Below are 15970 nucleotides of genomic sequence, written 5' to 3' on the forward strand. Positions count from 1 at the left end.
TTTTATCTAGCTTCAAATTTTATTTTATTTTTGTTTAACACAATACTTTTTTTCCAGGAATCATTGCTTTTGGGGAAATCTGATCTGAAATGAGCTCCTCTACTTTCTCTACGTAATATTGCTGATTTAACAACTAAAGTAGCTATTTCAACCATATTTATTACTTCAAGAGCAGTTACAAGTTCATTATTATATTGAGATTTATTTTCAACTTTTAAATTGTCTAAATCTTTTTTCATTTCCTGTAATTCTTTTAAAGCATCATTTAATGTTTTTTCATCTCTTACAATTCCTACTTTTTCCCACATTAATTTTTTAAGATTATTTTTAAAGGTAACAGGATTAATAGAACCGTCTTTAATTAAACTTTCAATTCTTGCTTTTTCTTCATTTACCATTTCAAGGTTTTCTTTTAATTCTGTCTGTTTAGCTATTTTACTAGCAGTTTCACCAGCTATTTTTCCAAATACCTGTGTGTCTGCCAAAGCATTTCCACCTAAACGGTTAGCTCCATGTACTCCTCCAGATACTTCTCCAGCAGCAAATAAATTATTTATATTTGTAGAACAGTCTGTTTTTATTTTCACACCACCCATAAAGTGATGTGCAGTTGGAGCTACTTCTATTTTCTCATTTTTAATGTCAATACCTACATTTTTAAATTGTAAAACCATGGTTTCTAATTTTTCATCAATTAAATCATCTGGGAGATGTGAAATATCCAAATATACTCCACCATGTTCGCTTCCTCTTTCTTCTATAATTTCCTGGTAAATTGATCTTGCAACAACATCACGGGTAGCTAATTCCATTTTTTCAGGAGCATATTTTTTCATAAAACGTTCTCCGTCTTTATTTAATAACTTACCACCTTCAGCTCTTACAGCTTCAGTTACAAGAATTCCTTTTTTGGAATCTGGAGTTACCATTCCTGTTGGGTGGAATTGTATCTGTTCCATATCTATTAAATTAGCTCCGGCATTCCATGCAAGCATAAATCCGTCACCATTTTTTTGAGTGGTATTGGAGGTAATTGGATATAAGTTACCTGCTCCTCCACTAGCTAATATAACTGCTTTGGATTTAAAGTAAATTATTTGAGAATTTGCTAAATCAAATCCTACAGCTCCTATAACTTGTCTTAAGTTTTCATCTAAAACAAGGGAAGTAACCATTACTTCTTCAATAGTGTCAATGTCTCTTTTAATAATTTCTTCTTTAAGAGCAGTCATTAATTCATGACCTGTTCTGTCTCCCTGGAAACAGGTTCTTCTGTATTGTTGACCACCAAATGGTCTTTGATTTATTTTTCCAGATTCCTGGCGATCAAATATTGCTCCATAGTTTTCCAGGTCTATTAATCTATCTGGAGCTTCATGAACAAGTATATCTACAAGTTTTTTATCATTAAGATAACTGCCACCTTTTAAAGTGTCTTCAATATGTGCTTCTATTGAATCATCAGCATCTACAGCTTTAAAGACAGCATTATATCCTCCTTCAGCCATCCCAGTACATCCAGATCTGAAAGTCAAACCTTTTGAAACAATAAGTGGTTTAAGTCCAGCTTTATCTACTTCAATAGCTGCTCTTGAACCTGCTCCTCCTGAACCAATGATTAAAACATCAGTTGATATTGTTTTAATTTCCATAGTTATTACCTGTAAAAATTTTATACTAATTTTAATCTTTGTTTTTAATTGTTAAAATAAATTTGTTTTTAAAAACACTGTTGAAATCCCCTAATTTTTTACAGTTGAAATTGCACATATGTTGTATTAGATTGTTAAATAAAAAAGATAGGATTTTACCTCTTGAATTACATAAATGCAAATGTTTCAGGAGGTAAATAAATAATATTATCTTCTTTAACAATATTTGATGTGGTGTTTGAAATAATTATACCATGAGGAGAATTATAAGTATTAATAGCACGTTTAATTTGACTTTTATTCTTTTTACCACAGCTTACTTCAATTGGAATAGGTTTTTCCAATCCTCTTTGAACAATAAAGTCAACATTTTTCTCGCTACTCTTTTTTTTACTGTCATCATAGTATATTTTATAATTCATCTGACTTTTATTATCCAAATCATGAAAACTTGAAGCTACATAAGTTTCAAGTAGTTTTCCCATATATGCTGTTTCATCTTCAAATGTAGCATTACCTATGTTTAATATAAGATTATGTTTTAAACTTGATGTTGCAAAAAAATATTCATAAGGTTTTGTTGTTCGTTTTACTGATGAAGTAAATGGTTCAATATGAAATATTAACTGTGTTTTTTCAAGAATATCTAATACTTTAGTGACTAAAGCAATTTTAGCATCAAAATGATTTGAAATAGAACCTTTTGAGACTTCTCCAGGATTTTGAAAAGCAAAAAAATTCAAAATCTGAAAAGCAAGATACTGTGTATCATTATTTATACCTTCAATATTGGTCATATCAGTTGTAACAACTTTATCTACCATATTAACAATTTTTTTAGTTATATCATTAGTATTTTGATAAAATGATGATGGAAAACCTCCAAATTCTAAGAAATTCTTCCATTCATATATATTGTAGTTTGAGAAATTTGAATATATGTTAATTATTCTTCTTTCTAACTCATTAACATCATATATGTTTCCATCAAAAATCATTTGAATTAATGGATTTGAAATATCATTTTTAAAATCACCATATTTTAATTTTAAATGTTGTGAATAGGTTAATGGGTAAATTGGAATATTTAATAATCTTCTTGCAGCATCAGGATTATGAGAAAGTTTAAGTGCAGATGATCCGCTAAAAATCATGAAAATATTTTTACTTCCATCGAATATTAATTTTCCATTTAATGCCCAATCTTTATCATATTGTGCTTCATCAACTAATATGAATACTGGTTTAGATAATGTTTCAATAATTGAATTATGATAGGTTTCTAAATAGGAATTAACAACACTAAATATATCAACATCACCTATTTTTTTAAATCGATCACAGGAAAAATACAAAATATCCTGGGAGGATATTCCTTTTTTGTTTAGAAGATAGTCATATATTTGAAATAGCAAAGTTGTTTTTCCAACATCCCGTAATCCTGGCAAAACAAGAAATCGATTTATATTTTCTCCTTCAAGAAAATCATCAATATATTTTATAATATTATCATAATCAGAACGTTTATTGAACTTTTTATCTTTGTGTGTTAACTCTTGATCTAATTTCAGTGGTGTTGATAATATTTGATTTCTAATATATCTGTTCTGCAATTCGTTCATTGTTCTAGCCTCCTCGAAATAATAACTATTTTTATATATGTTCATAGTTATTTATAAAGACTACTACTTTTAATCGTTATAGTTATTTATAAAGACTACTACTTTTAATCGTTATAGTTATTTATAAAGACTACTACTTTTAATCGTAATAGTTTTAAAATTTGATTTTTACAACTTAATTTAATCTGACTGAATGTTATGATTATTATTTAAAAAGAAAATGTTTTTTGATTTCATTAGTTATATTAATAAATAAAAATAAATTATGTAGTTGTATGTTAATGATTAATTTAAATAATTTGGATTATTTATTTTATTAAATTAATTATATGATTGATATTTTTAAATAGGATTATATTTCATTGCATATATTTGGAGGTTATTTAATGAAAATTGATGGAACAGTTACAACTGGTTTGGGAAAAGCTGCTTATTTTTTATCACAGGATTTTTATGTTAATAATTTTGAAAAAAATTGTGGATTTCGTCCTTATCCGGGAACTTTAAATGTTATAGTTCCAGAAAAATACCTTCCTCAAATAAATAAAATAAAAGATGAATGTAAAAATATTATAAAACCAGATGAAGGTTTTGGAGCTGTTAAATACATAGAATCAAAATTAAATGATGATATAAAAGGAGCAATTGTATTTCCAGCTAAAACAACACATGAAGAAAATTATCTGGAATTTATAGCTAAAGATAAACTTAGAGATAAATTAAATCTTGAGGATGGGGATGTTGTAAGTATTGAATTGTAAAATGAAAAGTTAGTTAAGAAACTTTTTTATAATATAATTAATATACTATTTGATTGTACAATTCTCAGGGCGGAGTGAAATTCTCCACCGGTGGTGTTTCTAAATTAGATAAGTCCACGAGCACATGTTGTGTTGATTTGGTTAGAATCCAAAACCGACGGTAATAGTCCGGATGGAAGAGAATAAGAAATTTATTTTTTATTTTTAGCCCTGTTTCTACAATATTTAAGGAGATGTTACTATGAGTAAAAACGATTTAGAAATGGGATTTGAAGCATTAAGAAATGGTGAATTTATATTAGTTTTTGATGATGATGAAAGAGAAGGGGAAGTAGATATGATTATTGCTTCTGAATTTGTTACACCAAAATCAATAGCTACTATGAGAGATAATGCAGGTGGGTTAATCTGTAACTGTTTAGCTCCACAGTATTGTGATGCTATTAATTTACCATTTATGACAGATATTATGGAAGCTGCTAGTTCAAAATACCCTAATTTAGCTGAATTAGCTCCAACTGATATTAAATATGATGACAGATCCTCATTTTCAATATGGGTAAATCATAGAGATTCATTCACTGGAGTTACTGATCATGATAGAGCAATGACTATTAGTGAAATGGCAATCATGTTAAAAGAAGAAAGATATGATGATTTTGGAAAAGAATTCAGATCACCAGGTCATGTATGTCTTTTAAGAGGAGCAGAGGGTTTAGTTAAAAACAGACGTGGACATACAGAAATAGGATTAGCTATGTGTGAAATGGCAGGTGTAACTCCTGTTTGTGTTGTTTGTGAAATGATGGATAGTGAAACCGGTCAGGCAACCTCTGTGGAAGATGCTAAAAAATATGCTAAGGAAAATGGATTGGTTTTACTTAAAGGGGAAGATATTATAAAAAAATATTTAGAAGAATAATCAGCTGTACATAGATTGATTATTCATTCTTTTATCATTTATATAGTTAAAGATGTATTGGGTGATTTGCTGTATTTTATATGAATTGTAAATATTGAATGCAACATATTTTCCATTATACATATCTATTTTTATCCCATCTTTAATTTCTTTAGTCTGACTAAATCCACTAATTTTATCCCAGGGAATTCTAAGGTTTTTGGATTTCAGAGCTTTTTCAATATAAATTCCATCATCTTTGATTTTTACAATTTTAACACTTCTACGGTTTTTATTAGACATTATTTGAATGTCTCCGTTTTCATCAAAACCATAATCTGGAATTAAGCATGTTGCTTTCCATCCTTGTTTGATTTTTTTTGCAACATGAACTCTGTCTTTTTTTGTTAATTTAACTCCTTGTTCTGGGCTTAAATTAAGTGCCATTTATATCACCTTGTTTTTTATTTCTTCAAAAGGAACAATTCTATTGAATTCTACATTTTTAGCCATATCAGCTATTATGTTTATATCTATATTTTCTTCAATACATTCCAGAGCATATTTTGAAAATAAATCATATCTGATTTCAACTTCTGGAGTAAATCCACGTCCTTTTATTTTTAATTTAGATACTTTTAAAACATTTTTAACATGGGTGTTATTTTTGATATATGGTACTACATTTTCAAATATCTTTTGATTATAAACTTTATTTAGAAGTATTCCTTCAACTGTAACTCCAAGTTTTTCCAGCATATTTGCATGAGCTACTAAATCAACTGCTGCTGATTCAATACCTCCTTTATTTACTCCAGATATAAGTAACATTGGGATATTTGATGACATAGCTATTTCACTTGCTGAATAAGGTACTTTTTCATTTAATAATCCTGTAAATACACTCATAACTCCTTCAATTAACACAATGTCATAATATGATTTGTTTAATTGTTCAACAGCTTTTTTGATATCCATCCAACCTAAATGACCGATTTTTATAGAACTGTAATCTTCCATTTTACCATTTGTAAGATATAATCCCGGAACAATATCTCTTACATCAGGACCTACTTTTAAAAGTCCAACTTTCAGTCCTTTTCTTCTTAATGCTCCAGCTAATCCTGTTAAAATAAATGTTTTTCCAGAATCAGAACCATTACTTCCTATCATTAAAAATTTAGGTCCGTTTCCATTATTTTTATATTTTAAAAATTCCTGAGATAATTTTTCTATTTTATATCCAGAATCTATTCCAAGATCCTTATTTATTTTACTTCTGAATTCCTTATTTCTACTAATAATGTCTTCTGGTGATGTATCAATATAATTTAACAGATTATCTCTAATAATCGGATTTTCATCTAAAATATTATGAATCATAGTTCCAATAACATTTCCGTCATCATTACATGCTCCTGAGAAAATATTATATTCAGATTCTTTATTAACATCACCATAATTCATTCTTTGAATCTGTGAATAAAATAAAGGTTTAGCATCTCCAGTAGCCTTACCATAAGTATGAGTATGAAATCCTCTAACATCCTCTTTTTGACCTTTTGTAATAAAAGAATTATCATAAACTTTAGCTTTCACACGGTCACTGCTTATAAGTGGAGAAAAATTAATATCTATTAAACCAAGACCTTCTTTTATTATTGGAACTTCTGATTTTCTCCCGATATCAGTCTGGTTTGAAAGTAGTTGAAATCCTGCACAGATTCCTATAACCGGCTTTCCATCATTAGCTATTTTTTTTATTTCTTTTTTTAAATCATCATTAACATCATCTGATTCAATTATTGTTCCACCAGGAATAATTAAAGCATCTAATTCTTCACTAGCTTTAACACCATTAACCAAACCATTTGATTTAACAATGTCTGTAGGTAACCCTCCAAAGTTTTCAAATCCCGGAACAGCTCCTTTTACATAGGTTATTCCTATTTTTTTCATAAACAAGCCTCATTATTTTTATAGTATTACTATACTTCCAATCAAGACATACATTTCAACTGTAACTTACAATCTATATAGTGTCTTAAAGCTTTTTTAAATATTTATATATGATTTTGCATATAAAATATAATTGTAAAAAATCTTAAGGTAAAGCTAAACTTTAATCTTAAACTATCAAAAGGATATTCTCCTAATGATGGGTTTTTTTTACAAGTTTTAAAAAATAATGGAGGGTATTAAAATATTTAAAAATAAGTTTTTTATTTTTCTGATTTTAAGTTTGATGTTTTTGTCTGTTTCAGCTGTTTGTGCTGAAGATTCTGCATCATTAGACTTAAATGAGACAAATATTGATATAGAAACACCTGTATCAACTTCTACAGATGTAGTGGCTGATGAACAGGAAGTATGCGAATATTCAAGTGAAGATGTAGTTTATGCATCTGAAATTGGTTTAAATGAATCTTCAAGTATTGATATTGACTTAAACAGTTTTAAAATATCCTATTCTGGTGAAATTATTCCAAGTGAATCTTCAAGTAATGATATTGATTTAAGTAGTTTTAAAATATCATATTCAGGTGAAATCACTGATGGACCTGTAAAAGCTCCTAATGCTGGAGCTATTTATGTAAATCCTACAACAGGAGATGATAATAATGCAGGTACTAGTTGGAGTTCAGCTGTTAAAACTATCACTGGTGCTTTAAACCTTGTTGCTGATGGTGGAACTATTTACCTTGCAGAAGGTGAACACACAGAAAGGGCAAGCATTACTAAAAATGTTACTTTAATCGGTCAAAGCAGAGATAAAACAATCTTAACAAAGGCGCAGGGTTCTTTTTTAAGAATAGAAAATGCTACAGTTAAAATTTACAATTGTTCATTTGTAAATAACACTTCTGGTCAAGGTGGTGCTATTTATATATCTTCTGGTAACGTTATAGTTGATAATTGTTATTTTAGAGATAACGCGGCAAATCAACAAGTTCATGCTGAGGGTGGAGGTATTTATTTAAATGCAGGTAACCTTACAGTAAATAATTGTTTTTTTATAAATAATTATGCTAGACTGGGTGGTTCATCTATTTGTGCACTAGGCTCTAGTGGCGCTGAAAATGTGAATATAAATGATTGTTATTTTACTGGTGAAAGTGGAGGTTCTAGATATTCTGTTCTCGATTTGAGTGCTTCCAGTCATAATATTAGAAATTCTTATTTTATTGATAATAAATGTTGTGCTATAGAAATTAATACTGGTAATATTACTGGTTGTGTTTTCATGAATAATTATGGGGGTAGTGGAACTAGTCATTGTGGTGCTATAGGAGCAGTGAATAGAGTTGCAAATCCTGTTGTGAGTAATTCAGTTTTTGTAAATAATAGTGGTAAGGATTGTAATGATATTTGGGCTTATTCTTTTTATACTGCTACTATTGAAGGTAATAATTGGTGGGGTACTAATTCTCCTGATTGGAATTCATTAGTTGGTGGAGGTGCTCATGCTCCAAATTCTTATGCTGTTTTAAATATTGCTGTTGAGGAAATTGCTCCTAATATGTATAATGTTATTGCTAAGTTTTGTTTGAATGGTACTCAGACTGTTGTAGATATTCCAACAAGAGATGTGGAATTTAGAAGTAGTTCTGAAGTTATCAAAGGTAAAATGGTAAATGGTGTTTTTAAGTACATATATACACTTAATGTTGATGATGAAAAAGATATCAGTATAGTTGTAGATAATGAAGTTCAAAACATTACACTTGTAGGTCATTTATTAACTCCTGATATTAGTGTAATTGTTAATGATATTGTTTTTGGTGATGTTTTAACTATTGATGCTTTAGTACCAAGTGATCTTAGTAATAATGTAATTATCACTGTTGACGGTAAAGAATACTCTGTAAGTGTGGTGGATGGTAAAGTTACTAAAACTATCCCTGATTTAGCTACTGGTGCTCATATTATTACTGTTAAATACAATGGTGATGAGGTTTATACTTCTGCAGAAGTTACTAAAACTGTAAATGTTGCTAAAGCAGATGCAAAATTAGATGTAATCATTAGTGATGTGGATTATTGTAATGTTTTTGTTATTAATGCTGTTTTGACTGGTGCTAATAATGCTCCTTTAACTGGTGATGTCATTGTAAAAATTAATGGTAAGGAGTATACTGTTAAAGTTACTGATGGTAGGGGTATTTTAAGTGCTGATTATTTAGATGCTGGTTCTTATGATTTTACTGCTAGATGGGTTGGTAATAGTAATTATAATTCTATCAGTGATTCTGGTAAGTTTAATGTTAATAAGATAAATGCTGATATGAGTGGTTATGCAGAAGATATTAAAGTTGGTGAAGACTTAACTATTAACGTTGACCTTCCATACAATGCAACAGGTAACGTTATCATCACCGTTGATGGTAAAGATTATACTGTAGCTATTAAGGATGGTAAAGTTGTTAAAACCATTTCTGGTCTTAAAGCAGGTAGTTATGTTGTAACTGTTAGGTATGATGGTGATAATAATTATAATTCTGCTAGTGGTGAGTTTACATTTAATGTGAATAAAGTAACTACTGTGGGAACTGTTAAAGTTAAAAACATTGTCTTTGGTGAAGAATTAGTTGTTGACATGGTTTTACCTTCTGATGCAACCGGAACACTAACCGTAGAAATCAACGGAAAAGAATACACTGCTACTATAGTAAATGGTAAAGCAACATTAAATATTCCAGGTTTAAATGCTGGAGCTTACGCTATCATGATAGAATACAGTGGTGATGATAAATATACTCGTGAATCAGTCACTGATGTAGTACATGTTTTCAAAGCTCAACCAACATTAGACGTAGTAATAAATGATAATGATTATGGTTCTTCATTTATTATTGATGCGACTTTAAATGGAGTTACTGGTATTACTGGTGATGTTATTGTAAATGTCAATGGTAAAAGTTATGTTGTGTCTGTTGTTAATGGTAGAGGTATTTTAATCGCAGACAAACTAAACACTGGATTATATACTTTCACAGCTAGATTCAACGGAAATGATAATTATAATGCAACTACAGATTCTGGTAGGTTCTGTATTGGTAAAATAACTCCAAGTTTCATAGATATTGATGTTGATAACATTGAAGTAGGTGAAGATGCAACTATCACAGTTACTTTACCTGATGATGCAACAGGCAATGTAGTTATCACAGTAGATAATAAAAATTATACTGTAGCTATTAAGGATGGTAAAGCTGTTCAAACTATTTCCGGTCTTAAAGCAGGAGAATATACTATAACTGTCAATTATACAGGAGATAATAATTACAGAACAATTTCCAACACCACTAAACTCACAGTATCTAAGATATATCCTAATTTATATCTTGTTGTTGATGATATTGTCTTTGGTGAAGTTTTAAAGATTGATGCGATTTTACCTTCTGATGCTAAAGGTTTGCTTATTATAACTGTTGATAATATAGCTTATCGTGGTTATCTTATAGGTGGTGAATTCCATGCTGATGTATATAATTTAGGTGCTGGACATCATGATATTATTGTTGAATATGAAGGTGATGATAAATACTCTTATTACAAGATTGTCACTAATGGTGTGGATGTAGATAAAGCAACTCCATCTTTAAATGTAATAATTGAAGATGTGGATTATAATAATGTATTCACTATTGGAGCAACTTTAACTGGTGTTAATGGTGCTAAATTAACTGGTGATGTTACTGTAACTGTTAATGGTAAAGAGTATACTGTTAAAGTTACAGATGGTAGAGGTACTTTTGTTGCTGATAAATTATCTGCTGGTTCCTATGATTTCACAGCTAATTGGGCTGGAAATGATAATTATACTTCTGTAAGTGATTCTGGTAACTTTAAAGTTAACAAAATAACTCCTAATGTTGATATCTCATTAGATGATATTCAGGTAGGAGAAGACTTGACTATTACAGTTAGTGTCCCTGCTGATGCAACTGGTAGTGTAGTTATCTCTGTAAATGGTGAAGACTACATTGTAGCTATTAAGGATGGTAAAGCTGTTAAAACCATTTCTGGTCTTAGAGCAGGAGAATATAATGTAACTGTCAATTATGATGGTGACGGTAATTACAATAATGCTTCCAACACTGCTAACTTCAGTGTATCTAAAATAGATGTGAATTTAGATGTTATTATTAATGATGTTGATTATGGTAATGTCTTTGTTATTAATGCTGTTTTAACTGATGTTAATGGTGCTAAATTAGATGCTTTAGTATTTGTAACTGTAAATGGTGTTGAATACACAGTTAATATTGTTAATGGTAAAGGTACATTAGAAGGTGTTAAATTACCTGCTGGTTCTTACACTTTCAAAGCAGTAGATACTGGAAGCGATACTTACAATGAAAAAACCGACTTAGGAAGTTTCACTGTTAATAAAATAACTCCAGCAATGGACATCAATGTTGATGATATCCAAGTAGGAGAAGATGCAACTATTACAGTTAGCGTTCCTGCTGGTGTAACTGGCGATGTAATTATTACTGTAAATAATAAAAATTACACTGTAACTATTGTTGATGGTAAAGCTGTTAAAACCATTTCTGGTCTTAGAGCAGGAGAATATAATGTAACTGTCAGATATGATGGTGATAACAACTACACTTCAGTTTCCGGAAATGCTAAATTCAGCGTATCCAAAGTTGATGTGAACTTGGATGTTATTATTAGTGATATCGGTTATGGTAATTTCTTTGTTATTAATGCTGTTTTAACTGATGTTAATAATGCTAAATTAAACGGTTTAGTATTTGTAACTGTAAATAATTTTGAATACAAAGTTACTATTGTTAATGGTAAAGGTACATTGGAAGGTATTAAATTACCTGCTGGTTCTTACACTTTCAAAGCAGTATATGCTGGAAGCGATACCTACAGTGGAAAAACAGATTCAGGAAGTTTCAATGTTAATAAAATAGTTCCTAATTTTGATTTTTCAGTTGACGATATCAAAGTAGGAGAAGATGCAACTATCAAAGTTACCTTACCTGCTGATGCAACTGGCAGTGTAATTATTACTGTAAATAATAAAAATTACACAGTAGCTATTGTTAATGGTAAAGCTGTTCAAAAAATATCTGATCTTAAAGCTGGTAATTATGATGCAACTGTCAGATATGCAGGAGATAGCAATTACATCAACTTTTTAAGCACAGTTGAATTTAGTGTATCTAAAGTAGATCCTACTATGGATGTTGTTACTGGTGATATTGTCTTTGGTGATGATTTAACTATCAGTGCTTTATTACCAAGTGATATTAATGGTGATGTTATCATTACTGTTGATGGAAAAGAATACACAGTAACTGTTGTAAACGGTAAAGCTACTAACACTATTTCTGATTTAACTACTGGAAATCATACAATCGTTGTTAAATACAATGGAAATGACAAATACAACTCTATTGAAGTTACTAAAACCATAAATGTTACTAAAGCAGACCCAATTTTAAATATAGTAATTGATGATATAAATTACAATGAAATATTTACTATTAACGCTGTTTTAACCGGTGTTAACGGTGCTAAATTAACTGATGAAGTATTAATAGACGTTGGTGGTGTAAACTTCGCAATAAAAGTTGTAAATGGTAAAGGTTCTGTAACTGGTATTAAATTACCTGCAGGCAATTATAAATTTGCAGCTAGCTGGAAAGGAAACGAAAACTACAACTTAGTAAAAGACTCAGGAAACTTCACTGTTAATAAGATAATTCCTGCTATGGATATTGATGTTGATGATATTCAAGTAGGTGAAGACTTGACTATTGCTGTTAGTGTTCCTGTTGATGTTGCTGGTAGTGTGGTTATTTCTGTGAATGGTGAAGATTATATTGTGGCTATTAAGGATGGTAGTGCTGTTAAAACTGTTTCTGGTCTTAAAGAAGGAGTTTATAATGTGACTGTTAAATATCCTGGTGATAATAATTATGTTAATACTTCCGGTACTGTTGGATTTAGTGTATCTAAAGTAGATCCTACTATGAAGGTATTAATTGATGATATTGTCTTTGGTGATGATTTAATTATTAGTGCTTTATTACCAAGTGATATTAGTGGTATGGTTGTTATTAGTGTTGATGGTAAAAATTATACTGCTGCTGTGGTAAATGGTAAAGTTTATACTACTATTTCTGGTTTAAATGCTGGAAATCACAATATTGTTATTAAATACAGTGGTGATCACAAATATAATCCTGTTGAAATTACTAAAACCGTAACTGTAAATAAAGCAAACCCAACTCTCGACGTAATTATCGCTGATATAGATTATAATAACGTATTTACTATTGATGCTACTTTAACTGGTGTTAATAATGCTAAATTAACTGGTGATGTTATTGTAACTATAGGTGGTAAAGATTATACTGTTAAAGTTGTTGATGGTAAAGGTACATTGTCTGGTATTAAATTAGGTGCTGGATCTTATGCTTTCAGTGCTAGATTTGCAGGAAATGATAACTATAACTCTACAAGTGATTCTGGTGACTTTAAAGTTAATAAAATAGCTTCTACTATTGGTATATCCGTTGATGATATTCAAGTAGGTGAAGACTTGACTATTACTGTTAATGTTCCTAGTGATGCTGCTGGTAGTGTTGTTGTGACTGTTGATGGTAAGGATTATACTTTGGCTGTTGTTGGTGGAAAAGCAACCACAATTATATCTGGTCTTAAAGAAGGTACTTACACTATAAACGCACGTTATAATGGAGATAACAATTATAATGATATTTCTACTGCTGCTGAGTTTAGTGTGTCTAAAGTAAATCCTGTTATGGATGTTGTTATTGGTGATATTGTCTTTGGTGATGATGCATTAGTTAATGTTAATTTACCAAGTGATATTAATGGTAGTGTAATTATTTCTGTTGATGGTGTTGAAAAAACAGTCATAGTGGTAAATGGTAAAGCTAGTGAATCTATCAAAGATTTAAACACTGGTAACCACACTATTAAAGTTAAATACACTGGTAATGATAAATATAATCCTGTTGAATTTACTAAAACCATAAATGTAGCTAAAGCAGACCCTACTTTAAATGTAGTAATTGATAATGTAGATTACAATACTATATTTGTTATTAATGCTGTTTTAACTGGAGTTAACGGTGCTAAATTAACCGGTGATGTAATTGTAACAGTCAACGGTAAAAACTACACCGTTAAAATCATAGATGGTAAAGGTACTTTAAATGGTGTTAAATTATCTGCAGGAGTATATGATTTCACTGCTACATGGGAAGGAAACGAAAATTACAATAATGTAAGTGACTCAGACAGTTTCCATGTTAATAAAATAAATTCAACTATGGATGTTAATGTAGGTGATATTAAAGTTGATGATGATGAAATTATTAGTGTAACTGTGCCTTCTGATGCTACAGGAGATGTCATTGTAACTATTGATGGTAAAAATTATACTGGCACTATTGTTGATGGTAAAGCTGTTATAAAAATAGCTGGTCTTAAAGCAGGTAATTACACAGCAAATATAATATATCCAGGAGATAACAACTATAACAATATCTCCACTACTGCTAAATTCACTGTATCTAAAGTAAATCCTGTTATGGATGTTGTTATTGGTGATATTGTCTTTGGTGAGAATATAACTGTCACTGGTACTTTACCTGGTGATATTAATGGTACTATTGTTATTTCTGTTGATGGTGTAAACTACACCGCATTAGTGGTAAATGGTAAAATTAATAAAGTTATTTCAGGCTTAAATGCTGGTACTCACACTGTTATTGTTAAATATGCTGGAAATGATAAATATAATCCAGTAGAAGTTACTAAAACTGTGAATGTGGCTAAAGCAAACCCTGTTTTAGATGTTATAATTGATAATATAAATTATGGAGAAGTATTTGTTATTGACGCTACTTTAACTGGTGTTAATGGTGCTAAATTAACCGGCGATGTAATTGTAACAGTTAACGGTAAAAACTACACAGTTAAAATAGTAAATGGTAAAGGTACTTTAAATGGTATTAAATTACCTGCAGGTAATTATGCATTTAATGCTAAGTTCTCTGGAAACAGTAATTACAATGCAGTTAGTGCTTCTGGTAGTTTTAATGTAGCTAAAGCAAACTCTACATTAAACGTCATAATAGATGATGTTAAAATTGATGAGGATATTACTATAAAAGCTACTTTAACTGGAATAAACAATGCTAAATTATCTGGTGATGTTACTGTAATTATTAATGGTAAAGATTATACTGTGTCTGTTGTTAATGGTGAAGGTAAATTAACTATTGCTGGATTACATAATGAAGGTGTCTATGATTTTACTGCTACTTGGAAAGGTGACAATAATTATATGGATGCTTCTGTGGCTGGTAAGTTTAATGTTTCTAAAGTAGAAGAGTATCCTGCAAATATTACTATTCCTGATGGTGTTGAAGGTAAAAACTCTACTATTAGTATTGATTTGCCTGATGATGCTACTGGTGAAATTATTGTAGTGATTGATGGTAAAAATTATACTGGTAATGTGTCTAATGGTACTGGTAGTGTGGATATTCCTCCTTTAGATAAAGGAATACACAACATCACAGTTATTTATCCTGGTGATGATAAGTATGATCCAGTAATCAAGGAAGGTAATATTACTGTGGATGTTAATAAAGATGCAATATTAGTTGTTGATGATGTTTTAATGATTTATCATGATGGTTCTAAGTTAACTGTTCTATTGAAGGACTTTTATGGTAATCCAATAGTTAATGCAACTGTTACTATTACTATTAATGGTATGTCTTATAGTCGTGTTACTGATGAGGATGGTTATGCGTTCTTGACTCTTAATTTGGATTCTGGAGATTATGTTGCAACTGTTGTTTATCCTGGTGATGATTATTATAATGGTGCTGAGGTTAATGCTTCTGTAAAAATCATTCATTCTATTCTTGGTGAAAATATTGTTAAGATGTATCAAAATGGTACTCAGTTCTTTGCTAATTTCACTGATAGTCATGGAAACCCGTTAGCTAATACTACAGTTAA

The 15970-nt window shown here is 30.0% G+C and carries 7 protein-coding genes and 1 riboswitch; of the genes, 3 read left to right on the plus strand and 4 right to left on the minus strand.

Annotated features, from left to right (window positions below; translation table 11 throughout):
- Positions 1–2: 2 nt before the first annotated feature.
- Both tfrA and Q0984_RS08510 read right to left on the minus strand, forming a co-directional pair.
- Positions 3–1652, minus strand: coding sequence for a fumarate reductase (CoM/CoB) subunit TfrA (tfrA, locus tag Q0984_RS08505; RefSeq protein ID WP_299526460.1), 1650 nt, complete (start codon positions 1650–1652; stop codon positions 3–5).
- A gap of 167 nt (positions 1653–1819) precedes the next feature.
- The gene (locus tag Q0984_RS08510) at positions 1820–3274 is read right to left on the minus strand and encodes an ATP-binding protein (protein ID WP_299526463.1); all 1455 of its coding nucleotides are present in this window, start codon (positions 3272–3274) and stop codon (positions 1820–1822) included.
- 386 nt (positions 3275–3660) lie between these two features.
- Here Q0984_RS08510 and Q0984_RS08515 point away from each other — a divergent pair, with 386 nt between their 5' ends.
- Together Q0984_RS08515 and ribB are read left to right on the plus strand one after the other, a co-directional pair.
- On the plus strand, positions 3661–4035 hold the full coding sequence (locus tag Q0984_RS08515) for a DUF120 domain-containing protein (protein ID WP_299526465.1): 375 nt from the start codon (positions 3661–3663) through the stop codon (positions 4033–4035).
- Between the two features lie 56 nt (positions 4036–4091).
- Positions 4092–4223, plus strand: a riboswitch (FMN riboswitch).
- Between the two features lie 53 nt (positions 4224–4276).
- Entirely contained in the window at positions 4277–4957 is a 681-nt protein-coding gene (ribB, locus tag Q0984_RS08520) for a 3,4-dihydroxy-2-butanone-4-phosphate synthase (RefSeq protein ID WP_299526468.1), read from the plus strand.
- On the opposite strand, the gene Q0984_RS08525 is transcribed toward ribB, so the two are convergent.
- Together Q0984_RS08525 and Q0984_RS08530 are read right to left on the minus strand one after the other, a co-directional pair.
- Positions 4958–5383, minus strand: coding sequence for a hypothetical protein (locus tag Q0984_RS08525; RefSeq protein ID WP_299526472.1), 426 nt, complete (start codon positions 5381–5383; stop codon positions 4958–4960).
- Positions 5384–6895 carry a DJ-1/PfpI family protein gene (locus tag Q0984_RS08530; protein ID WP_299526475.1) on the minus strand — a complete coding sequence of 504 codons (1512 nt, stop codon included), beginning with the start codon at positions 6893–6895 and terminating at the stop codon, positions 5384–5386.
- A gap of 286 nt (positions 6896–7181) precedes the next feature.
- On the opposite strand from Q0984_RS08530, the gene Q0984_RS08535 reads away from it, so the two are divergent.
- Positions 7182–15970: Ig-like domain repeat protein (locus Q0984_RS08535; protein WP_299526478.1), on the plus strand; the 8789-nt coding region annotated here is incomplete at its 3' end.

It is taken from the genome of uncultured Methanobrevibacter sp. (genome assembly GCF_934746965.1).
Classification (GTDB): domain Archaea; phylum Methanobacteriota; class Methanobacteria; order Methanobacteriales; family Methanobacteriaceae; genus Methanocatella.